The organism is Aureimonas phyllosphaerae (assembly GCF_047943035.1).
In the GTDB taxonomy this organism is placed as follows: Bacteria; Pseudomonadota; Alphaproteobacteria; order Rhizobiales; family Rhizobiaceae; genus Aureimonas; species Aureimonas phyllosphaerae.
Genome location: NZ_CP181348.1, coordinates 471,856 through 493,553 on the forward strand (window position 1 = coordinate 471,856; position 21,698 = coordinate 493,553).

General features: G+C 66.4%; 16 protein-coding genes and 2 pseudogenes. 6 read left to right on the forward strand and 12 right to left on the reverse strand.

Going from position 1 to position 21,698, the window contains the following annotated elements:
• A complete protein-coding gene (locus tag ACLNGM_RS02140; protein WP_416356996.1) occupies window positions 1–1,242 on the reverse strand; it encodes a glycerate kinase type-2 family protein in 1,242 nt (413 codons plus the stop codon).
• Window positions 1,229–1,840, reverse strand: coding sequence for a TetR/AcrR family transcriptional regulator (locus tag ACLNGM_RS02145; protein ID WP_416356997.1), 612 nt, complete (start codon window positions 1,838–1,840; stop codon window positions 1,229–1,231). Before ACLNGM_RS02145 ends, ACLNGM_RS02140 begins: the two co-directional genes overlap by 14 nt.
• Window positions 1,841–2,013: 173 nt before the next feature.
• Here ACLNGM_RS02145 and ACLNGM_RS02150 point away from each other — a divergent pair, with 173 nt between their 5' ends.
• The 4 genes from ACLNGM_RS02150 (at window position 2,014) to ACLNGM_RS02165 (ending at window position 6,377) form a co-directional block, all read left to right on the forward strand.
• On the forward strand, window positions 2,014–2,511 hold the full coding sequence (locus ACLNGM_RS02150; RefSeq protein WP_090962395.1) for a (2Fe-2S)-binding protein: 498 nt from the start codon (window positions 2,014–2,016) through the stop codon (window positions 2,509–2,511).
• The gene (locus tag ACLNGM_RS02155; RefSeq protein WP_090962394.1) at window positions 2,508–3,566 is read left to right on the forward strand and encodes an FAD binding domain-containing protein; all 1,059 of its coding nucleotides are present in this window, start codon (window positions 2,508–2,510) and stop codon (window positions 3,564–3,566) included. Before ACLNGM_RS02150 ends, ACLNGM_RS02155 begins: the two co-directional genes overlap by 4 nt.
• Window positions 3,559–5,814, forward strand: coding sequence for a xanthine dehydrogenase family protein molybdopterin-binding subunit (locus ACLNGM_RS02160; protein ID WP_416356998.1), 2,256 nt, complete (start codon window positions 3,559–3,561; stop codon window positions 5,812–5,814). The genes ACLNGM_RS02155 and ACLNGM_RS02160 overlap by 8 nt, the downstream gene beginning before the upstream one ends.
• A gap of 77 nt (window positions 5,815–5,891) precedes the next feature.
• Window positions 5,892–6,377 (forward strand): MgtC/SapB family protein, encoded by a 486-nt coding sequence (locus ACLNGM_RS02165; protein ID WP_416356999.1) that lies wholly within the window; start codon window positions 5,892–5,894, stop codon window positions 6,375–6,377.
• Window positions 6,378–6,380: 3 nt separating this feature from the next.
• On the opposite strand, the gene ACLNGM_RS02170 is transcribed toward ACLNGM_RS02165, so the two are convergent.
• The 8 genes from ACLNGM_RS02170 to ACLNGM_RS02205 all read right to left on the reverse strand — a co-directional run bounded on the left by ACLNGM_RS02170 (window position 6,381) and on the right by ACLNGM_RS02205 (window position 16,538).
• Window positions 6,381–7,373, reverse strand: coding sequence for an MBL fold metallo-hydrolase (locus tag ACLNGM_RS02170; protein WP_416358539.1), 993 nt, complete (start codon window positions 7,371–7,373; stop codon window positions 6,381–6,383).
• A gap of 360 nt (window positions 7,374–7,733) precedes the next feature.
• On the reverse strand, window positions 7,734–8,114 hold the full coding sequence (locus tag ACLNGM_RS02175) for a response regulator (RefSeq protein ID WP_244545944.1): 381 nt from the start codon (window positions 8,112–8,114) through the stop codon (window positions 7,734–7,736).
• On the reverse strand, window positions 8,107–11,577 hold the full coding sequence (locus tag ACLNGM_RS02180) for a CheR family methyltransferase (RefSeq protein WP_416357000.1): 3,471 nt from the start codon (window positions 11,575–11,577) through the stop codon (window positions 8,107–8,109). The genes ACLNGM_RS02175 and ACLNGM_RS02180 overlap by 8 nt, the downstream gene beginning before the upstream one ends.
• Complete coding sequence (locus ACLNGM_RS02185; protein ID WP_416357001.1) at window positions 11,570–12,118, reverse strand: PAS domain-containing protein; 549 nt, start codon at window positions 12,116–12,118, stop codon at window positions 11,570–11,572. Before ACLNGM_RS02185 ends, ACLNGM_RS02180 begins: the two co-directional genes overlap by 8 nt.
• Before the next feature lie 557 nt (window positions 12,119–12,675).
• A complete protein-coding gene (locus ACLNGM_RS02190; RefSeq protein ID WP_416357002.1) occupies window positions 12,676–14,892 on the reverse strand; it encodes an AAA family ATPase in 2,217 nt (738 codons plus the stop codon).
• On the reverse strand, window positions 14,892–15,182 hold the full coding sequence (locus ACLNGM_RS02195; RefSeq protein ID WP_416357003.1) for a hypothetical protein: 291 nt from the start codon (window positions 15,180–15,182) through the stop codon (window positions 14,892–14,894). Before ACLNGM_RS02195 ends, ACLNGM_RS02190 begins: the two co-directional genes overlap by 1 nt.
• Window positions 15,183–15,205: 23 nt before the next feature.
• Entirely contained in the window at window positions 15,206–16,096 is an 891-nt protein-coding gene (locus tag ACLNGM_RS02200) for a hypothetical protein (RefSeq protein WP_416357004.1), read from the reverse strand.
• Window positions 16,097–16,352: 256 nt separating this feature from the next.
• On the reverse strand, window positions 16,353–16,538 hold the full coding sequence (locus tag ACLNGM_RS02205; RefSeq protein WP_416357005.1) for a hypothetical protein: 186 nt from the start codon (window positions 16,536–16,538) through the stop codon (window positions 16,353–16,355).
• Window positions 16,539–16,769: 231 nt separating this feature from the next.
• Between ACLNGM_RS02205 and ACLNGM_RS02210 the strand changes: the two genes are divergently transcribed.
• The gene (locus tag ACLNGM_RS02210; RefSeq protein ID WP_416357006.1) at window positions 16,770–18,809 is read left to right on the forward strand and encodes a calcium-binding protein; all 2,040 of its coding nucleotides are present in this window, start codon (window positions 16,770–16,772) and stop codon (window positions 18,807–18,809) included.
• 150 nt (window positions 18,810–18,959) lie between these two features.
• Here the strand turns inward: ACLNGM_RS02210 and ACLNGM_RS02215 are convergent.
• Window positions 18,960–19,871 (reverse strand): annotated as a pseudogene (locus ACLNGM_RS02215) (IS481 family transposase); the annotation flags it as partial.
• 21 nt (window positions 19,872–19,892) lie between these two features.
• Window positions 19,893–21,113 (reverse strand): IS3 family transposase, encoded by a 1,221-nt coding sequence (locus ACLNGM_RS02220; RefSeq protein WP_416358540.1) that lies wholly within the window; start codon window positions 21,111–21,113, stop codon window positions 19,893–19,895.
• Between the two features lie 260 nt (window positions 21,114–21,373).
• On the opposite strand from ACLNGM_RS02220, the pseudogene ACLNGM_RS02225 reads away from it, so the two are divergent.
• Window positions 21,374–21,646 (forward strand): annotated as a pseudogene (locus ACLNGM_RS02225) (transposase); the annotation flags it as partial.
• Between the last annotated feature and the right edge of the window lie 52 nt (window positions 21,647–21,698).

Here is a 21,698-nt window from a genome sequence, read left to right on the forward strand (position 1 = left end):
TCAGCGCACGAGGATCGCGCGGAAATCGTTGACGTTGGTGAAGGTCGGACCCGTCACCACCAGCCGATCCAGCGCCGCGAACGGCGTGTAGGAGTCGTGGTCGCGAAGGTGCCGCGCGAGATCGATCCCGCGCTCTGCGGCGTCCGCCACCAGCGAGGCGTCGAACCACGCGCCGGCATTGTCCTCCGACCCGTCGATCCCGTCGGTGTCGCAGGCGATCGCGGACATGCCGGGTTGCCCGTCGAGGGCATGGGCCAGCGACAGGAGATACTCGCTGTTGCGCCCGCCGCGCCCGCCCCGTTCATTGGCTCCCACCGTCACCGTGGTCTCGCCGCCCGACAGGAAGAGGGTCGGCCGGTCGACTGGCGCGGCGCGAACGCGGGCCGCGTGCTCGGCGCCGACCGCACTCGCCTCCCCCTCGATCGCATCGCCCCAGATCACCGGCTCGAGCCCGAGGCCGCGCGCCGCCTCGGCCGCCGCTTCCAGCGCCATCATCGGCGTCGCCAGCATGTGGAAATCGCCGCGGTCCTCGCGCAGCGCAGTCTCTGCATTGGCAAGGATGGCATCGCGGATGCGATCCTCCAGCGCGATCTTGTATCGATCGAGGATCGCAAAGGCCTCGTCGGGGCCGCTCGCTGTCGCAACGGTCGGTCCCGAACCGATCGTGCCGGGATCATCGCCCGGCACGTCCGATATCGCGTAGGTGACGAGGCGGGCCGGGGCGACGGCCCGGGCGAGACGCCCACCCTTGATTCGCGAGAGCGCCTTGCGGACGGTGTTCATCGCGTCGATCGGTGCGCCGCTGAGAAGCAGCGCGCGGTTGATAGCCTGCTTGTCGGCGAGCGTCACGCCGGGCGCCGGCAGGGCGAGAAGCGACGACGCGCCGCCCGAGATCAGGACCACCACGAGATCGTCGCGACCCGCGCCTTCGGCAAGGTCGAGGATGCGCCGTGCGGCCGCCTCGCCGGCCGCGTCCGGCACGGGATGGGAGGCCTCCACGACCTCGATTCGACGGGTCGGAACCGCATGATGGTAGCGGGTGACGACGAGCCCCTCGCAAGGGCTGTCCCAGGCATCCTCAAAGGCGGCGGCCATCGACGCCGCGGCCTTGCCGGCGCCCAGCACCAGCGTGCGCCCGCGCGGGCGCTCCGGCAGAAGCCCCTCGAACCGTCCGGCCGGCATCGCATGGCGCAGCGCCGCCTCGAAGACCTCGCGCAGGATCGCGCCGTCACCCTCGTTCATGAATCCCCTCCCCCTTCCGCCCGCCGGCCCGCATGCCGTCGACGAAGACGTCCATCAGGCGGATCACGTTGTCCTCCCAGTCCGCCTGCTTGGCCATCAGGCAGAGGCCGATCAGGGTCTGGAGAAGGTCTTCCGCTCCGACGTCGCCCCGGATCTCGCCCGCCTCGACGCAGCGCTCGAGCAGCATGCCGACGGCACGTGTCAGGTGCCGGAAGGAAAAGGCGTAGATCTCCGAACCGCTGTCGATGGCGAGCGCCAGCGTCGTCAGCATGCCGCGCTTGGTGGCGACGAGGCGAACCTCCTCGCGCAGCCACAGGCGGAGCGCGGACAGCGGCGGCTCGCTCAGAGCCAGCGTCTCGGCGAGTTGCGCGAGTTGTTCGACCTCGCGACGGTAGACCGCCTCGAACAGGGCTTCGCGCGTCGGGAAATGGCGATAGAGCGTCCCGATGCCGACGCCCGCACGGCGCGCCACGGCCTCGAGGCTCGCGCTCCCGTCGGCGACGCGGAAGACTTCCGCCGCCGCCGTCAGCAGACGATCGCGGTTTTTCGCCGCGTCTGCCCGGATCTTGCGCGTTGCCTTCGGAGCGTCAGTTTCCATCTCCGGAATTGGAATGCCTCCAGTCTTGTAAACGGAGGTCGCCTCCGTATAATTGGCCTGCGGTGCATCGGCCTTCGAAGAAAGGCCGGCCCGCCTCCGCCCGATCGGCGCCGAGCCCCTTGGCTCCCGGTTCCGACACATCCGGTTCGACATATCACCGAAAGGGTGACGGCATGAACCACTCGATTCAACTGACCATCAACGGGGAACGGCGCGAGGTGATCTTCGACGATCCCCGGGTCACCCTCCTCGACCTCCTGCGCGAGCGCGAGGGCCTCACCGGCACCAAGAAGGGCTGCGATCGCGGCCAGTGCGGCGCCTGCACCATCCTCGTCGACGGGCGGCGCGTCGTGTCGTGCCTGTCGCTCGCCCTCTCCCACGACGGCGCCGACATCGTCACCATCGAGGGCCTGGCGAAGGACGGCGAACTGCATCCCGTCCAGGCCGCCTTCATCGCCCATGACGGCTTCCAGTGCGGCTACTGCACGCCCGGCCAGATCATGAGCGCGGTGGGCCTCATCGGGGAAGCGCAGACCGACGGCGACCCCGAGCGCATCCGCGAAGGGATGAGCGGAAACCTCTGCCGTTGTGGCGCCTATGCCGGCATCACCGAGGCGGTGATCGAGGCCGAGGCCACGATCGCGGGCACGCGCCAGGAGAAGGCGGCATGAACCGCTTCGACTACATTCGCCCCGAGACCGTCGCCGAAGCGGTGGCGGCTGCCGCGCGGCCGGGCTCGGCGTGCCTTGCCGGCGGCACCAACCTCCTTGACCTGATGAAGGGCGGCGTCACGCTTCCCGAACGGATCGTCGACCTCACCCGCCTGCCGGGCCTGTCGACGGTCGAGACCCAAACCGACGGCAGCGTCCGGATCGGCGCCCTCGTGCGCAACGCAGATCTCGCGCACGACCGCGCCTTCGCCACGCGCTTCCCGGCCATCGCCGAGGCGCTGCTGTCGGGCGCCTCGGGACAGTTGCGCAACGCGGCGACCGCCGGCGGCAACATCCTGCAACGCACGCGCTGCCCCTATTTCGCCGACACCGCAAGCGCCTGCAACAAGCGCGAGCCGGGCTCCGGCTGCGATGCACGCGGCGGCGAGAACCGCTCGCACGCCATCCTCGGATGGAGCGACAGCTGCATCGCCACCCACCCGTCGGACTTCTGCGTGCCGCTGGCAGCGCTCGGTGCCGTGGTCGAACTCGAAGGGCCGGAGGGCCGGCGCGAGGTGCCGCTCGTCGACTTCCACCGCCTGCCCGGCGACACGCCCGAGATCGAGACCGAGCGGCGCGCGGGCGAGATCGTCACGGCGCTGCGCCTGCCGGCGGACGCCGCCGGCTTTGCCGCGCACGCCCGCTATCTCAAGCTGCGCGAGCGCACCTCCTACGCCTTTGCCGTGGTCTCCACCGCCGCCATGCTGCGGATCGAGAACGGACGGATCGCGGAGGCGCGGATCGCGCTCGGCGGTGTCGCGCTGAAGCCCTGGCGCGCGGTGGAGGCGGAAACGCTTCTCCACGGTGCCGAGCCCGGCACGGCGGCCTTCGAGCAAGCCGCCGAAGCGGCGCTCGCGGGCGCCCGCCCGTCCGGCGACAACGCGCACAAGATCGAACTCGCCCGCCGCCTCGTCGCGCGGGCCCTGCAGCTGGCGGCGGCCGGCACGCCCGAGCGCGTGCCCGCCCTGCCCGGCTCCCCCTTCGCCCCGGTTCCGGAAGGAATGCTCCATGTCTGAGATCGGCCTCACCAACGATCCGGCGCGCATGCGCCACGGCTCCAACATCGGCCAGCCGATGACGCGCCGCGAGGGCGTCCTGAAGGTGACGGGCGCCGCGACGTTTGCCGCCGATAACCATCCGCCCGGCATGCTCTACGCCGTGCCGGCCACCGCCACGGTGGCGCGCGGGCGGCTCGTCTCCATGGACGAGGCGGCGGCGCGCGCCCATCCCGGCGTCGTCGACGTGATGACCACCGCCAACCGGCCGAAGCTGGCGATGGACCCGGACGCCAAGACCAACCCGTTCATGTTCCGGCTCGACCTCCTGCAGAACGATCACGTGCGCTATGCCGGCCAGCCGATCGCGGTGGTGATCGCCGAGACGCTGGAAGCCGCGACGGAAGGCGCGCGGCTCCTGAAGCCGCGCTTCGAGGCCGAGCCGGCGCGCGTGACCCTCGACGACGCCGAGAGCTTCGTGCCCGAGGTCGTCGGCGCCGGAAACCCGGCCGAGGCGGCGATCGGCGACGTCGAGGCCGGGATCGGCGAGGCCGCGCTCGTGGTGGACACGACCTACGAGACGCCCGCCCAGTACCACAATGCGATGGAGCCGCACGGGGTCGTGGCGCGCTGGGAGGGCGACAAGCTCATTCTCGACATGCCGACGCAGGCGCTCGCGATGGCGCAGCAGCGCCTTGCCGGCCTGTTCGGCATCGCACCGACCGACATCTACATCCGCAGCCCGTATCTCGGCGGCGGTTTCGGCTCCAAGGGCTTTCCGGCCGGTCCCCAGGTGCTCGGCATCATGGCGGCGCGCCTGACCGGGCGTCCGGTCAAGCTGGTGCTCCGCCGCGACCAGATGTACGGCCCCGTCGGCCATCGCGGGCCGACCCGCCAGCACATCCGCGTCGGTCTCCAGTCCGACGGCGCGCTGACGGCGATCGAGAACCGCACCCGCACGGCGTCCTCGACCTTCGACGACTTCTTCGAGCCGGCGGCCGACATCGCCCATACGCTCTACGCTGCGCCCGCGATCCGCACCGCGCACGAGGGCGTGCGCCTCGACACCGGCACCCCGCTCTTCATGCGCGCGCCGGGCGAAGCGTCGGGCTCGATCGCGCTCGAATGCGCCATCGACGAGGCGGCCGAGGCGGCTGGTATGGATCCGCTGGCCTTCCGGCTGAAGAACTATGCCGAGCATGAGCCCATCTCCGGCAAGCCCTTCTCCTCGAAGGCGCTGCGCACCTGCTACGAGGAGGGCGCCCGCCGCTTCGGCTGGGCGGGGCGGCCATCGGAGCCCCGTTCGATGCGCGACAAGGCGGGACGTCTTCTCGGCTGGGGCATGGGCACGGCGACCTTCCCGGCGCTGATGTTCCAGGCCAAGGCCCGCGCCACCCTGCGCGCCGACGGCTCTGGGCTTCTGGAAACGGGTGCCCACGACATGGGCCAGGGCGCCTGGACGGCGCTCGCCCAGATCGCGGCCGACGCCGTCGGCCTGCCGATCGAACGCGTCGAGTTCCGCGCCGGCACGTCGGACCTGCCGGACGCCGGCATCGCGGGCGGCTCGGGCCACACGGCGACCGCCGGCATGGCGCTCCATTCGGCCGGCCAGGCGGTGATCGCCAAGCTTGCCGAGATCGCCACCGCCGACGAGGCCTCGCCGCTGTTCGGGGCGGGCAACATCGGCACGCTCGCGCGCGACGGTCGCCTCGTGCGCCGGGACGACGAGAGCCGGGGCGAGGTGTTCGGCGCGATCCTCAGCCGGGCCGGTCTGGAGACGATCGAGGCCGACGGCCAGGCGGCCGCCGACCCCGCGGCCCAGGAGACCTACGCCATGCACGCCCACGGCGCGGTGTTCGCCGAGGTCAGCGTCGATCCCGACCTCGGCCAGATCCGGGTGATGCGCCTCGTCGGCGCGTTCGCCGCCGGCCGCGTGATCAATCCGCGCATGGTGCAGAGCCAGCTCTATGGCGGCATGATCTGGGGCCTCTCCTTCGCCCTGCATGAACACGCCGTGATGGATCGCCGGACGGGCCGCGTCATGAACGCGGACCTTGCCGAGTACCGCATCCCCGTGAATGCCGACGTGCCGCCGATGGAGGCGATCCTCGTCCACGAGGACGACCCGCACGTCAACGCGCTCGGCATCAAGGGCGTCGGCGAGATCGGCATCACCGGCACCGGGGGCGCCATCGCCAATGCGGTGCGCCATGCCACCGGTCGCCGCATCCGCCGCTTCCCGATCGGCCTCGCCGATCTCGTCGGCTAGCCGTCTAGCGGTTGAGGAACGGCCGCCCCCGCCTTGCCGTTGGCATCCTCGATGCAACGGGATGGCGGGGGCGACCCATGACGGACTGGGACATCGTCTGGCGGCTCGGACTGGCGTCCCTTTCGGGGCTGCTGCTCGGTCTCGACCGCGAGCTGCGCGGCATCTCGGCCGGCGTGCGCACCCATGCCCTCGTCGCTCTCAGTTCTGCCTTCATCACCGTTTCGGCGCTCGAGCTCCAGGCCAGCCTTTCGGCAGCGGGCGAAAGTGGGCTCGACCCCTTGCGGGTGATCCAGGGACTGGCGCAGGCTGTCGGCTTCGTCGCGGCCGGCGCGATCTTCGTCTCGCGCGGCAGCGTCCACAACCTCACCTCGGCCGCCAACATCTGGCTCGCCGCCGCGCTCGGCATCGCATCGGGCGCCGGTCAGTTCCGGCTCGTCGCCATCGGGCTGGCGTTCGGGACCGTGATCCTCACCGTCGTTCGCATGTCCGAACGCTTCCTCCCCCGAAGCGACCGGCGCAACGGGAGAGCCGAGGACGGGGCGCGGGGTCCGGACCGCGGCTGACCGTCAGGCCTTCGGCACGTCCCAGACCTCGCCCGGCAGCATCGGGCGAAAGCGCTCGCGCGCGATGCCGCGTTGACGCAGCGTCTCGGCGAGGAGCCGGCCGGGCTCGTCGATCGGCTCGTCGGTCAGCTGGAAGGTCGACCAGTGGTGGCCGGCCGCATATTGCGCCTTCGCCAGCACCATGCCCGCCACGGCGTCTTCCGGCCCCTGGTGCTGGCCGGCCATGAACCATCGGGGCTCGTAGGCGCCGATCGGCAGGATCGCGAGGCGGAAATCGCCGTGCTTGGCGGCGGCCGCGCGGTAGTTGATGCCCTCGTGAAAGCCGGTGTCGCCGATATGGTAGATGCGGCCGGCTGCCGTCTCCACGACGAACGCCGCCCACAGCGCCATGCGCCGGTCGCGAAGGCCCCGCGCCGACCAGTGGTGCGCGGGCTCGACATGGATCACCGCATCCGGCGTCTCGATCCGGTCGCCCCAGTCGCCGACCTGAAGCCGCATGCCCGGCACCGCGTCGAGCACGATGCGGTCGTTGCCGAGCGGCGTGACCATCAGCGGATCGTGCTCGGCCTTCAGCCGCGCCAGCGTCTCGACGTCGAGATGGTCGTAGTGATTGTGACTGAGAAGGACGAGGTCGATCTTGGGCAGGCGCTCGAAGGCGATCCCCGGCTCGACGACGCGCCGTGGCCCGAGGAAGGAGACCGGCGAGACGCGCTCCGACCAGACCGGGTCCGTCAGGATGTTGAGACCGGCGACCTGCACGAGAAGCGTCGCATGCCCGACCATGGTAAGCCTGAGGTCCTCGACCCGCGCGTCGGGCACGGCCGCCGGGAACGGGCTTGCGACCCGCTCCGGCCAGACGGCGCGCTCGCCGCCCCCGCCGAAGCGCCAGCGCAGGACGTCGGTGAAGGGGCGTGGCTCGATGCCGCCCGGATTGAAGAAGCGCGTCCCGTCGAAATGGTCGCTCGATGGGCCGTCGTAATAGCGATTGCCGGCCATCGCGGTCCTCGTGCCTGCGACCGTGGCGGTCGCCGCGGCGCCGAGCCCCAGGAGCTGAAAGATCTGTCGTCGGTTCATCGGGCTCAAGATGAGGCGGCCCGGCGGGCAGAGCAAGGGCGACAGACCGATCGTGGCCACCGACTGCGGTTCTGCGACGATCCGACCGGCGATTGCAAGGTGCGACGGCCCGGGCGTCGGGTCACGCGGTGGGATCGATGGGGCGGTCGATCGGCACAGGTTCCGAGCATCGGTCGTCCGCACAAGATGGTCCGCCATCGCGGCGACACGGTCCGGCGCCGTGCGTGATTAACGATAGAGCTGCGGGCGGAATTGCGCGGCGAGCGTTCACCTCCACCTGTCTTAGCCGGCGGACGCTCGCGCCGCGCGGCTTGCCGCCATCGCATCCTCGATCGCCGCCTGCAGCGAGGAGGGCGAGGAGGGTTTGGAGCAGATGCGGGCCGAGGGGTAGCGCTTGCGAAGCTGCTGGTCGTCGGCATGGCCGGAATGGAAGATGATCGGAACCGCGGCGGCGTGCAGCGCATCGGCCACCGGGAACACGTCGCCGTCCTTCAGGCGGACGTCGAGGATGGCGCAGTCGGGGGTCTTGGCCGACAGCCCGTCGCCGGCCTCGCGGACCGTCGGATAGGGGCCGTCCATCTCGTAGCCGAGGCCGGTGAGCACATCCTCGATATCCAGCGCCACGAAGAACTCGTCTTCCACCACCATCACGACGCTAGACACCAGCCAGGACCTCCACGGGTAAACGCATCTTGATCTGGAAACGCCCCTCCCCGGTCGAACGGTGGATCTGCGTGTCCAGCTGACGGGAAGACGTCTCCACCAGAAGCGTTCCGAACCCAGGCTCGCCATCGTCGGCCTTGGTCCGGTCCGAGCGCTCCAGCCAGGAGAAGTCCAACCCGTCCGCACGCATCGCCCACGACACGCGCAACCGTCCGTTATCTGCTCCCAGCGCGCCGTATTTGTAGGAGTTGGTCGCCCATTCGTGCAGAAGAAGGGCGAGCGGTGACAGGTAGCGCCCGTCGATCGTGGCGCTCGGGCCCTCGAGTTCGATGTCGGCCTGGCCGCGATAGGCGGCCAGCGTCGTCTCCAGAAGCTCCCGAAGATCGATCGCGTACTGCTCGCCCGAAGGGGCCGCCAGCGAATGCGCCTGCCCGAGGGCGGCGATCCGCTCGCGCATCCCGCGCGAGAAGGCCTTCACGTCCGAATGCGTGCGCGAGCCTGCCGTGATCATGCCGCCGATGATGGCGAAGAGGTTCTTCACCCGGTGGTTCATCTCACGCAGCATGATCTCGCGCGTGTTGGTGGCCTCCCGTTCGGTGGTCACGTCGATCGAGACGCCGACGAGGCGGCGCGGGGCGGAGTCGGCGACGAGACGCCCGAAGCCCTTGAGGTAGCGCGTCGCGCCGTCCTGCGCGATCACGCGGAAGCTCGCCTCGAAGTCGGCCTCGCCCGAGGCGGCGCGGCGAAGCTCCTCCTCGATGCGCTGGCGGTCGTCCGGCTCGATCGTCGTCATCAAACCTTCGATCTCGTGCGTCTCGGTGTCGTCCACGCCGAAGAGATCGCGCTCGGTGGGGTCGAGGACGACCTCGCCGCTGTCGGGGAAATACTCCCAGATGCCGATGCCGCCCGCCTTCACCGCAAGGTCCAGGCGCTCGCGCTCGGCGGTGAGTTCGCGTTCCAGCGACAGGGCGTCGGTGATGTCGGTGAAGACCAGCGTCACGCCGTCGACGCTGTCGGTCTGCGTGCGATAGGGCATGATGCGCAAGGAGAGCGTCCGGTCGGCCTTGCGCAGGGTAACGCGCCTCTGCATCGGCGCGTGGCCCTGCAGCACGGCCTCGGCGTCGCCGAGATAGGCGTCGTCGTCGAGCCGGCTCGTCATGTCGCCGAGCGGGCGACCGCGATCGGACGGCTGGAACGGAAAGAGCTTCAGGGCCGCGGCCGTGAACGAACGCAGGCACAGGTTGCGGTCGAGGACGACGACGGCGAGCTCGGTCGATTCGAAGAAGTTGCGAAGGTCCGAATTGGCGACCGTGATCTGGTCGACCTTGCCCTTCAGCTCGTCGTTGACGGTGGACAGCTCCTCGTTGGTCGACTGGAGCTCCTCGTTCATCGACATCATTTCTTCGTTGGAGCTCTTCAGCTCCTCGTTCGCCGTCTCCAGTTCCTCCACGGTCGAACGGAGCCGGTGGCGCGTCACGCGCAGCTCGTGCTCCAGCGTTTCCAGGTGATCGTCGCCGTCGCTCATCGCCACGAGATCGGGGTCCGAGGTCGGGCGGAAGGGTGCGGTCTCGCGGAACACGAAGAGGAACGTGCCGTCGGGCAGCGGATCGCAGACGACCTGCACCTCCTGCGCCCCGTATTCCGACTTCACCTCGACCGAGTTCACGACGAGGCGCTTGCCGTTGTCGCGGACCTGGCGCAGCAGCGGGCCGACCACGCTGCGCAGACCCGGCTTGGCGAGCGAGGTCGCGCTGGAGCCGCCCGCGCGCGAGACGGGAAAGTCGAAGAAGCGGCTGAGCGGCCCGTGCGCGGCGGCGATGTTGCCGTCCTGATCGAGGACGAGGGTCGCGGGGGCATAGCGGTCGACGATGCGGCGCAGGAGCGCCATCTCGTCGCTTTCCGAGCTTCCGAGCCGTCGCCCGCCGGCATCCGCATGGCGCACCGGACGGCGCACGCCGCTGCCCGGCAGGTCGATCGGATATTGCGGGGCGCCCGGCGAGCGCTCGAAGAGGCGCGCCTGATGGTCGATCGTCGGAAACAGGTACTCGAAGCGGCTGACGCTCTCCGAGGGCCCGAGAAACAGGTAGCCGCCTGGCCGCACGGCATAGTGCATCAGCGGGATCACCGACTGCTGCAGGCGGTCGTCGAAGTAGATCAGGAGGTTCCGGCACGACAGGAGGTCGATGCGCGAGAACGGCGGATCCTTGACGAGGCTGTGCGGCGAGAAGCGGATCAGGTCGCGGATCGCCGGGGCGATCGAGAAGCTTTCCGCGTGGGGCACGACGTAGCGCTCGCGCCAGTCGTTCGGAATGTCGGCCAGCGCCGAGGCGGGATAGACCCCGTCGCGGGCGATGCGCAGCATGCGCTCGTCGATGTCGGTGGCGAAGATCTGGACACCGAGCGGCTGGCCGGTCTCGCGCGCGACTTCCGCAAAGATCATCGCGATCGAATAGGCCTCCTCGCCGCTCGAGCAGCCCGGCACCCAGACGCGCAGATCCTCCTCGCCCGCATGCTCGCGCATCAGGGGCTCGATCGCCTTCTCGCGCAGGACCTTAAAATGCTCGGCGTCGCGGAAGAAGCGCGTGACGTTGATCAGGAGGTCACGAAACAGCGCCTCGCATTCGGCGCCGTCGGCGCGAAGGCGCGCGACGTAGCTGCGGCCCGTGTCGAGGCCGAGAACGTGCATGCGCCGCTCCACCCGTCGCACGAGGGTCGAGCGCTTGTAGCCGGAAAAATCGTGTCCCACCGTGGTGCGCAGGACGCGCGTCAGGTCGTCCACGAGATCGGCGCCGAAGCCGGCCTCCGTCTCCGTCGCCTCGCTCTCGCGCCGGCGGAAGAACGAGGAGAGGCACGCGAGGATCTCGCCCGGCGCCTTGATGAAGTCGACGAGACCCGTGCCGACCGCCGAAACCGGCATTCCATCGTATTTCGCGGTCGAGGGATCCTGCACGACGCAGAGGCCGCCGTGCTCCTTGACGGCGCGCAGGCCCGTCGTGCCGTCCCCCCCTGTGCCCGACAGGATCACGCAGGCCGCGCGGGTCTGCTGGTCGCCGGCCAGCGAGACGAAGAAATCGTCGATCGGACGCCGCAGACCCCGAGGCTGGGCGAATTCGGTCAGTTCGAGCACCCCGTCGCTGACGATGAGACCGTGGCCCGGCGGGATGATGTAGACGGTTTCCGCCTGCAGGCGCTCGCCGCCCTCGCTCTGCACGACGGTCAGCGGCGTGTGCCGGTCGAGAAGCTGCGCCAGCATACTCTCGTGATAGGGGTCGAGGTGTTGCACCACGACGAAGGCCATGCCGGTCGGTACCTTGGCCGCGCCCAGCATCTCGCGCAGCGCCTCGAGACCGCCGGCGGACGCCCCGACCCCGATGATCGGCAGAAAGGGAATACCCTCCTGCCCCTCGATCTCGGTCACGCTTCCGGACGGCCCGCGATCCATGTCCTGCGGCAGCTCAACCATCGAGTTCGGCGAGCCTCAGCTTGGCCTGGGCGACCGTGGAGGCCGTGTTGGCAATCGTCATCAGGGTGCCTTCGATGACGATTCCCGTGTCGGCAAGCTTCGGCTTCAGATCGAGAAGCGTGCGTGCGAGTTCGCGGTCGTAGGCGGCCAGGAGCTCCGGCTGCGAGCGGCTGACGTCGAACTGCGAGGCGAAGATGAATTCGCAGCGGCTGGACTGATTGCGCAGCTTCGACATGAAGAGAAGATTGACGAAGGGATGGCCGTCCTTGTGGAAGTTCACGATCGGCGTGCGGACGCTGTCCTGGGTGTCGGAGGCAAGGAACGCGCGGATCCGCTCGCGCGCCTCGCCGTTGTCGGCGTCTCGCTGGAGCATGCGGCAATTGCGTCCGACGACATCGGCTGCCGTATAACCCGTCAGTTCCTCGAAGGCGGCATTCACGCGAAGGAGCGGATTGTCGTCGCCGCAGGCCGCCAGCGCGATGGCCACGCTGGCACGCTCGAAATAGGTTTCGAGCTGTGGCGGAATGGAGTGCGACTGCAAGTCAACGACCTCTTGGAACGGCGGCGCTTTCGCGATGCCCTAGCATGGATGCGCGCGGTACCCCATGCGGCCTAACGCATCGCGCGCCAACACTTAGGGTTTTTTACAGTCGAATGCGAGGATCGCATCGGCGCCTGCGGCTCACTCATTGAGACGAACAAGAGATGTCACCGGTGCACAAATGTTCGTCGCTGCACTCAGCGCAAGATTTTTGACGCGTCTCCGGCCCCGTGCCGTCACCTCGATCAGATCCGTGAACCCCAATCGCGACAGCGGCGAGCCAGAAGGTGTTCAGCGTTGAGAGGTCAGGCGCCAAACGTGACGCCAATGTGGGTGTCCATCCATTCGTGAAAGCCTTGGCGATTTTTCGGCAACGCTACACTTGGTTACTCTCCAATGATTGGAATAATCTCTTGAGTTCAGGTATTAACCGCATAAATATTCCAGTCAACTCTAGTATTTATTTCTCCCTCTTGAGCGATTTGCGCAAAAACAGGCATTCGCAAATTCCTTTTGAAACGCCTAATTGTTGCAACACATTATCATTTTTGCGTGATTTATATTTTTATTATGTGCGCAGCATTTGCACATACTTCTTGCTTGTGCAAAATATCTTTAAAATCTGCATTGTTTAGGATCCGCTTTGCAACAAGCTTGTCGGCTATCCTGCGAACGGCTGCCTGATACCGCAGCACGATCATCTGCGCCTCCCCGTAGAGGCGCTGGAGACGCCGTTCGATGTCCCGCACATCGGCCTGCTGTTGATGAACGAGCGAGCGGCCCAAACCCATTTGGCTTTCCAGATGGGCCAGGCGCTGCGTTGCCTGCGCAAGATCGGACAGGTCCCCACCACCGGCGCCTGCCGAAGCCTCGCCGAGGATGATCTCCTCCGCCGCCCGGCCAGCCAAGGCGACGATAACCGCAGCTTCGGCGTCCTGAAGAAGCCCCTCCCCTGAGCCGATCGAGTTGATCCTGACCTGCCCACCGGATCCGTTGGGTCCCGGCAGGATCGACACAATGGACGGACAGAGCCCCATCGACAGCAACGCCACCGCGTGGCCCGCCTCGTGCACGGCGATGCGCCGCCGTAGGGCTGGAGAGCGGTTGTCCGGCGGCATGGCGACCTGCAGGACGTCACGGGACGTGACCGGGCGCCGGTCCCGCCTCGCCAGCTGCCGCGCCTCGCGCGCCATGCGAGCGATGTCCGCGCCGGTCGTCCTGCCCGCCAGCGCGTGACCGATCTGCATGACTTCCGCTTCGCCAACCATCGGCAGGTAATGGCGCACGATCTCGCAAAGGTCCTGAGCCGTCGGGAGATCGATGAGGACAACGCGATCGAGGCGGCCGGATCGGACTAGAGCCGGGTCCAAGTGATCAGCGTCGTTACAGGCGGCGAGAACGGTCAAACCCTCACGGTCGCCGGTCCCGTCCAGCTCCTCCAAGAGGGCGTTGACGATTGCCCGCCAGTAGCTGTCGTGACGCCGGCTGCTGTCACGCTTTGGAACGGAGTCGATCTCGTCGATGAACAGAACCGTCGGCGACTGGCTGCGCGCCTCCTCGAACGCGTGCCGGATGCCCTGAAGCGTCGAGCCGAGATGCCCGTCGCCCATGGCCTGCCAGTCGGCGAACGATGTCGCAATGAAGCGTGCACCGGCGCTCTTGGCGATCGCCGCCGCCAGGAGCGTTTTACCCGTCCCCGGCGGCCCGGTGAGAAGCGCACCGGGGTCGACGTCCTGCCAGGCCAACGTGCCTGCGGCAAAGGAGTGGATGTCGTCGGCGAGCGCCTGCGCCCAATCCCGTACCGCCTCGTATCCCGGTAGCTCATCCAGCGCGAGGTTCTGAACAGTGCCTTCCCTCCCGCCCGCAGACGTTCCACGCCGCGACGCCGACCACAGGCCGCGAGCGAGGATCGCTTCGGCGACCTCCATGCGGCCCGCCTTGGTGCATGCGAGATCCAGAAGGTCCGGCGTCAGGGCCGACAGCCCGATCGTGGCCAGGCGCTCCGCACAACCCTTTGCCTGCTGGTACAACGGATCATCGATCGGGATGCGACCTGCAGAGCGTGGACCAGCATGCTCGTCACGGTTATCGCCGCCCTCCTCCCCTTCGTCCGGCATGGGCTGGAAGGGTCCCGCCTGCACCGCAAAGTGGTGGTAGAGCCCCGTCGCCACCGCGTCCGCATCGAAGCCGTCGATGCGAAGGCGCAGATCGGCGAGGTCATCGAGGGGATCGTGGCCGTTGTCGAGGATCGCGGCCACCGTCCGGCTCGCCGTGAAGGCGCCGGTCACCGCATGCCAGCGGTCGCCCGTCTGCGACAGGATGCGGTCGACCTCGGTCTGGCGCAGCACGCTCCAGAACGAATGGCTCGGCAGGAATGTGGCGGGATCGGCGGGCAGCGCATAGGTCTGGAGGAACGCGGACAGCGCCGTCTCGACCACATCCCGCCAGCCTTTCGGGTCGGCAAGATGCACGGTGACGAGACAGCGGTCGGGACCGGCGAGATCGGCCAATGCGCCATCGTCCATCTGCGCTTCGAGCAGGGCGAGAACGGCCGCTTCGCTGGCGGAGAGCTCGGCCCTCATCGACACCGCAAGGCGCCGATGATCGTCGCGGCGATAGCGCACCACCTCAGGGATAGCGGACCGGGTCGTCGCGTCGCCCGTAACGGCATCGCCAACATGTCCGTCGCCGCCAGCGACCGTCGGGCCAGCCGGATCATCCGGCTGGCCCGTGCTGTGCAACGCTTCCGCCTTCGTTAGGGACGAGCGCGCCATCAGAGGTCGCCTCCCCTCTGCCCGGACACCGAAGGCGACAGACCCGTGAGGTGCCTCGCGAGCCAGTCCGCCGTCAGGCGCACGGCGGCATCCGGACGGCGCGCGTCGTACTGGCGCAGCGCGAGAAGGTGCAACCCGAGCTCGCACGGGTCAGCACCGCGACGAGCCGCCCGGATGGCAGCCCCGATCAGGGCGGCAGGCTCGATCGAGCGGCAGGCATTCCAGACCTTCCCGGACGGCCTATTGCTCTTCGCGCCCGGGTTCTCCGGCAGCGTGGATCCAGCACTCATCGCATTGAAATCGGAAGTGCGGCTCACGACAGGCGCCCTCCCGCGTTGCCGATCGACGGTCCGGGGAATGCCTCTTCGAACGAGGCAGACAGGATCGGACGGACACGGAACAAGTCAGCCGGCCGCGTGCTGGGCAGGACCTCCGTCTCGCCCCTTCCCGCGTGACCGTCACCGAAGCCGGCCGATGCACCCTCAGCCGATCGGCCGGCACCCCGATGGGCGGACGCCTCGACGATATCGGTTAACGCGAGATCGCTGCGCACGCGCGATCCGAGCTCGCGCTCGACCATCGCCCGATAGGCCGCATCCAACCGATCGAGTTCGGCTTCGACCGGCAGGCCGAAGAACTGGTCGAGCGACCGACGGTCGAGAATGTCGGGACACGAGGAGTCGCCGTAGAGCGAGACGAGAAGGCTTTCGACGCGCGAGATGCGATAGGAGCCGCGCAGGATCGGCAACGCCGACAGGCGGGCGATATCGAGCTGGCGCAGCATGCCCTTGAGGCGATGCCCTTTCGTTGCCGCGTTCGCTCGTTTGACCTCGACGATCCATGCGATGCCGAGCTCTTCGCTGATAACGACGAGGTCGAGGCGATACGTCCCCGTCCACGTCGCCTCGGGCGGCAGGTCGATCGTGGCGAGACGCTCACGAGCGTTTGCCGACACGAGATCGGCGGCGACGCGCGTCAGCGGTACGGTGAACTCGTGCAGCACCTCCAGGCGACCGGCCGACAGGTGGTCGATCGTGTGGCCGAGGACCGTCGCCGCGAGCATGCCGTGGCGACGCACGAAGGCCTGCGCCATGGAACTTACTCTCGAGACGGCGCCGAGCACCGGATCGGGGGGATAGATCGTAGCGGCAACCGAAGCGCGGACGGCTTCGACCTCACGGTCGACCAGGGCTTCGATGGACATGGGAAGGCGCTGGAGCGGGGACGCTCCGGTCGGGGTGATACGAACGGACAAGGGATGTCTCCGCGCGTCAGGCACGATGGGCCTGCGCGATCAATCGGACGAAACAAGACGGACACCTTGACCTGATCGCGGCGCGAGCGGACGAGCGGGCGCGATCGCCCACGCAGGGTGACGGCGCAGCGCAGGGCAACCTGCGTTCGCGGGATCAGTCGGTCGGTGTCGGCCGGACGAAGTGGCCTGCGGTCGCGCCCTGGCGCTAGCGGACCTGCGGCACCGTCGCGCTCGGTGCGTCCGGCAAGCCGGCGATCATCAGACCGCGTCCGACAGCGGGCGGCGTGCCGACAGCCGGATCGGCATCGGCGCGGGACCAGCCCGGGGTCAGCTTCGTATCGCGAACAGGATTGATTGCGCGCGGAGGCGCGGCGTAAATGGCGTCAGCCATGGCGAATGCTCCAACTCAGCTTCGTTGTGGTCAGATCGCCTTGGGGCCGCTAACCCCTTGGCGATCGCCTGTGAACGGCGCAGCGCGCCGGCAGGACGTGAGCCTGCACCCAGCAACTTAGCACGCATCGACGCCTGAGCCAGATCTGAGCGCGCTAAGTTGTGTCAGTGGTTAACGCATGGTTCGCTACGCTGCCACCTGGCTGGTATGATCTAATATTGGAGGTGCGCGATGGGGAACCAACATGCGGAGCGCGCGGCAGATTTAGTTGATACCTTTGGGGTCGTCGCTCACATCAACTTCACCGATGGGGTTTATGCCCCGATCGGAAAGGTCATCGATGCCATTGAGTATCTCGGCATTGACCACGTCCGAGCCCGCGCGCCCAATCCCGACTATGCACTGGTCGGTCAGAAGAACCTCGCGCAGGCGGCGGATGCCGGTCTCGAGTTTGTCTTCCATCCCGTCAGCGGCGAGGATCCGCGGGAGGTGGTTCAAAACCTGCGGGCATTCGAAGACGTACACCCTGGATCAGTTGTCGGTATCGAGGGGCTGAACGAGGTCAATAATTTCGCAGCCTCCTACAAGGGGCTGGCCGGAACGACGGCGGCAAAAGCCTATCAGCTCGACCTCTTCAACGGCGTGAACGCAGACGCTTTGCTGCGTTCTGTTCCTGTGCTGGGGTTCACCGATTGGCCCAACAGCGCATCTGCTTCGGACTGGAGCAATGAACACATCTACCCGAAAAACGGCGATCAACCGTTCAACGCGATCGCTGGAGCGAAGGCGCGATTAGCCGCGCTGGAACCGACAAAGTCATTCGCCATTACGGAACTCGGCTACCATAACTCCTTCGGAGCAGACACGGCTGGCGGCTGGGAAGGTGTTGACCAAAAGTCCCAAGCGAAGCTCCTGCTCAACGCCTACATGGATGCTGCCAAACTCGGGTCAAAAGGAACCTATCTATTCCAGCTGCTGGACTCACCAGCAGATGGATCAGGTTCCGACCAGGAGAACCACTTCGGCCTCTTTGACGCTCGATATAATCCGAAACTGGCCGCAACGAGCATTCACAATCTGACGTCGATCTTAGAAGACGATGACAGCGCCGCGTCGAGTTTCATCAGCGGCTCCTTGGACTACTCGATCACCGGCTTGCCGATAGGTGCACAGAGCTACCTCACGCAAAAGGCGGATGGAACTTTCCAAATTGTTATTTGGGCAGAGCCTGACGTCTGGGATCAGACCGCAGACAGAGCGATAACCTCGTCGGCCCAGAACGTCACCGTTACGTTTGCGGAAACAATCGAGAATATCAGCGTTTACGACCCGCTCCTTGGCACGAGTCCGATCACGTCGCTCGATGGGCGAGCCAGCATCACCGTAGCCCTGGCCGACCATCCTATCGTGATCGATATCGATGATGTTGATCCATCAGTCCCGGGGATGGGCGACGACACGTACATCGTCAAAATCTCGGGTCAGATCGGCAAAGAAGCTGCTGGGGGTGGCACCGATACGGTGAAGACGTCTCTCGCCAGCTACTCGCTGCCGGAGAACTTTGAGGACCTCGTTTTTACAGGAAGCGGCTCTTTTGCTGGCCGTGGCAACGGGTCAGCCAACGTAATAACCGGCGGGGCTGGTTCAGATACGCTAGACGGTGGGATTGGTCCCGACACACTCATTGGCGGCGCCGGGAACGATCGATATTTTATCGACGATCCGGGCGATGTGATTGTTGAAGCGGCTAATGGTGGGCGCGATAAAGTATCCTCGACAGTCGATTATCGCCTAGCCGAACACGTTGAGAACCTGACACTTGTCGGTGGCGCGCATCTGGACGGTTATGGAAACGCATTAGACAACACGATCGTCGGCACGACGGGGAACAACGTACTGTCTGGAGGACTTGGATCCGACATCCTGACTGGGCGTAGCGGGAACGATACGTTCGTTTTCGATACTGCGCTCGGACGCTCCAACGTCGACACGATCGTCGACTTCGGCACAGCACCAGGTGACGATGATCGCATCAGCTTGGATCTTGAGATCTTCGCGATGGCAGGCATGGCGGGCGTATTGCGCAAAGCGGCGTTTGCGTCCAACTCAAGCGGGCTTGCAGCCGATCGTGATGATCGGATCATCTACGAGACCGATACCGGCAAACTACTCTACGATCCCGATGGATCGGAGGCTACTCCGGCGGTTCTCTTCGCGAAGCTCAGCCGCCATCTTGATCTCGGCTACGGTGACTTCGTCCTAACATCGTAGGCGTAGGTCCGCAAAGCAACGATCGACCGCCTTCCCACCATTTAGCTCTTGCTAGCGATTTGGCCAAAGAGCAGGTCATTTCAGGGTTAGGACTCATAGTTCAGAGCCAGAAGAGGATGGTGGCTGCGATGACGTGACCCCCATTTTCTTCTAGGTGTTCAGTCCCAGCATTTGGTGGATCGGATTGACGATGAACCGGTCTGGCTCTGAGGATCCAGATCCGGGCGATGTATTCGTAGGGTGTCAGACCACCGAGCGTCTTGAGCCGAGGGGCGAAGTTGTAGGCCGCCATGAAGTCGGCAAGATGCGCTCGAAGCTGATCGTGGCTCTCGTAGTGGAAGCGTTTGACGGTGGCTTCCTTGATCGTCCGGTTCATCCGCTCGACCTGACCGTTCTCAGGGGAACGATTCACTGGATCGTTTCCTGATCCTTCGAACTCCAAGGATGGTTCGGCTTGGTGAGGCGGTGCTTGATGCCGTTTGCCTCACAGATCATGTCGAAGCGCATCTGCCGGGACCAGGCCGTGTTGCGGTTCCGCGGCTGCTCGGCGAACTGGATGCCGTTGTCGGTTAGGATCGTGTAGATCCGATATGGCACGGCTTGCAGCAGGTGTTCCAGGAACTCCCAAGCCGTTTGCCTGTCCGCCTTGTCGACCAACTGGGTGACCGCAAATTTGCTCGTTCGATCGATGGCCACGAACAGGAAGAGCTTGCCTTCGCCCGTCTGCACCTCGGCCATTTCCATGTGAAAGAAGCCAATTGGATAGCGCTTGAACCGCTGGCGCTTCGGCTTGTCGCCATCAACATCTGGCAATCTGGATATGCCATGCCGCTGGAGGCACCGGTGCAGCGCTGAGCGGGTCAGGTGCGGGACCGCCGGCTGCAGGGCGTAGAGGCAGTCATCCAACGGCAGCAGCGTGTGCCGTCAAAACGCCACGACCATCGCCTCCTCGGCCTCGCTCGATGTCGTTAAGCGTGGCTCCTTCGGTCCGGTCTTCATGTCCTCCAGGGTCTGGCGTTTGCACCACTTGGCCCCCGTCTTCGGATTGATGCCGTGTTGTTGCCCCCGAATGATCGGACAGGATCAGAGGGATTGCCGGGACGCGATGAACTCGCGCGGTGAGAGATAGCCGAGCGCCCTGTGCGGGTGAACGGTATTGTAGTGTTCGAACCAGACCGGCAGCGTGTCGATGACGGTTCGGGCATCCGGCAAGGAAGAGACGCGGACATAGTCGCGTTTGATCGTGCGCACGAAGGCCTCGGCCATGCCATTGGATTGCGGGCTCTGCACGGGCGTGGTTCTAGGTTCGAGACCGATGTCGCGTGCCAGGCGTCTGGTCTCGCCGGCAATGTAACCCGAGCCGTTGTCGGTGAGCCATTCGATCGTCTGCGGCAGGCGGTTTACGCAGCCGAAGCGGGCCTCGACGGCCAGCAGCATGAGATCCTGGACGTCCTCGCCCTTGATGCCCTCGGTGGTCGCGATAAAGCCGATGCTCTCGCGGTCGCAGCAATCGAGAGCGAAGGCGATGCGGACCTTCTCGCCGTTGTCGCAGCCAATCTCGAAGCCGTCCGAGCACCAGCGAAGGTTCGAGCGGTCGACGACGACGCGTCCGTCGTGGCGTCGTGCGTCGGGATCGCCGGCATGGCGCTGGAGAAGCAGGCCGTGCGCCTTCATCACGCGGTAGGCGCGCTTGTGGTTGGGCAGGGGCTCCCCCGCGGCCCGAGCCTTGCGGCAGAGGATGGCGTGGACCCGCCTGTATCCGTAGGTCGGCATGTCGGCGATCACCGCCTTGATCGCGGCTAGAAGACCGTCGTCCGGCTGCGGCGGACGACCCAAACGCTTGCGAGGACGCCCCGCCATGCGTTCAGCGATGTTCGATCGGGCGACATCGAGCACCGTGCAGATGGCGCTCATCGTGAACCGTCCTTCGGCCACGAAAGCGAGCGCAACAGCGCTTTTTTTTGGGCCCGCAGCGACCTCGAGCGCCTCCTTCAGGATCTCGGTCTCCAGCGTCCTCTTGCCAAGAAGGCGATGCAACTCGCGCACCTGCGCTTGAAGAGCGCGATACTCCGAGGCCGCGACGACGTCCTCCTGCGCTCGCGTGGCGACCAGCGCACCTTGGGCTGCAAGACGGCGGCAACGGAAGAGTTGGTTCGGTGCAACCCCATGACGACGTGCCACGAGGCTCACCGTCACGTCGGCCTCGTAGGTCTCCTGGACGATCGACAGCTTCTCCGCCGTCGACCACGATCGACGACGCTCGGAGCCGGGCAGAACCTCTACCTTCGGATAAGAACCAGTCATAGACACAACACTACTCCTAACCCTTGCGGGAGTGGGAGATCGTGTCCGGGTCATTCGGGGGCTATTTCATGCCGAGCTTCCGGCTCCGCGTCGCGAGGAAAACAAGCGATCGCTGTATGGCTGCTCGGATGGCGTGCGTGGTCGTGGCGCTGCCATGACGAACCTGTCCCATAGGGCCTCCTTCCATTCAACGGAAAGGATCAACCATCAAACCCTGGGATCAAACACCTAGAGTCCGCCCAACGACGAGGGACGGACGGATGAAGAAGTCACGGTTCACGGAAGAGCAGATCATTTCGATCCTGCGGGAGCAGGAGGCGGGTGTTGCGACGGCCGAGGTCTGCCGAAGACACGGCGTCAGCACGGCGACGTTCTACAAATGGAAGGCCAAGTTCGGCGGTCTCGACGTGTCGGAGGTCCGGCGGCTGAAGGGGCTGGAGGACGAGAACGGCCGCCGGAAGCGGATGTTGGCGGATGCCATGCTCGACAATGCCGCGCTGAAGGGTCTCCTGGGAAAATGTATGGTCCGCCCCCGTCTGGCAAGCCTAGGAAGTGGTTGGCAGCACAGTCTGCATAAATGTATCC

What these genes read in the sequence shown, in the direction of transcription:
- ACLNGM_RS02165 (WP_416356999.1), top strand. Translation starts at nt 5,892, where the DNA reads ATGACGGACTGGGACATCGTCTGGCGGCTCGGACTGGCGTCCCTTTCG.
- ACLNGM_RS02210 (WP_416357006.1), top strand. Translation starts at nt 16,770, where the DNA reads ATGGGGAACCAACATGCGGAGCGCGCGGCAGATTTAGTTGATACCTTT.
- ACLNGM_RS02200 (WP_416357004.1), bottom strand. Translation starts at nt 16,096, where the DNA reads ATGTCCATCGAAGCCCTGGTCGACCGTGAGGTCGAAGCCGTCCGCGCT.
- ACLNGM_RS02150 (WP_090962395.1), top strand. Translation starts at nt 2,014, where the DNA reads ATGAACCACTCGATTCAACTGACCATCAACGGGGAACGGCGCGAGGTG.
- ACLNGM_RS02140 (WP_416356996.1), bottom strand. Translation starts at nt 1,242, where the DNA reads ATGAACGAGGGTGACGGCGCGATCCTGCGCGAGGTCTTCGAGGCGGCG.
- ACLNGM_RS02190 (WP_416357002.1), bottom strand. Translation starts at nt 14,892, where the DNA reads ATGGCGCGCTCGTCCCTAACGAAGGCGGAAGCGTTGCACAGCACGGGC.
- ACLNGM_RS02155 (WP_090962394.1), top strand. Translation starts at nt 2,508, where the DNA reads ATGAACCGCTTCGACTACATTCGCCCCGAGACCGTCGCCGAAGCGGTG.
- ACLNGM_RS02195 (WP_416357003.1), bottom strand. Translation starts at nt 15,182, where the DNA reads ATGAGTGCTGGATCCACGCTGCCGGAGAACCCGGGCGCGAAGAGCAAT.
- ACLNGM_RS02145 (WP_416356997.1), bottom strand. Translation starts at nt 1,840, where the DNA reads ATGGAAACTGACGCTCCGAAGGCAACGCGCAAGATCCGGGCAGACGCG.
- ACLNGM_RS02220 (WP_416358540.1), bottom strand. Translation starts at nt 21,113, where the DNA reads ATGACTGGTTCTTATCCGAAGGTAGAGGTTCTGCCCGGCTCCGAGCGT.
- ACLNGM_RS02180 (WP_416357000.1), bottom strand. Translation starts at nt 11,577, where the DNA reads ATGGTTGAGCTGCCGCAGGACATGGATCGCGGGCCGTCCGGAAGCGTG.
- ACLNGM_RS02205 (WP_416357005.1), bottom strand. Translation starts at nt 16,538, where the DNA reads ATGGCTGACGCCATTTACGCCGCGCCTCCGCGCGCAATCAATCCTGTT.
- ACLNGM_RS02160 (WP_416356998.1), top strand. Translation starts at nt 3,559, where the DNA reads ATGTCTGAGATCGGCCTCACCAACGATCCGGCGCGCATGCGCCACGGC.
- ACLNGM_RS02170 (WP_416358539.1), bottom strand. Translation starts at nt 7,373, where the DNA reads ATGGCCGGCAATCGCTATTACGACGGCCCATCGAGCGACCATTTCGAC.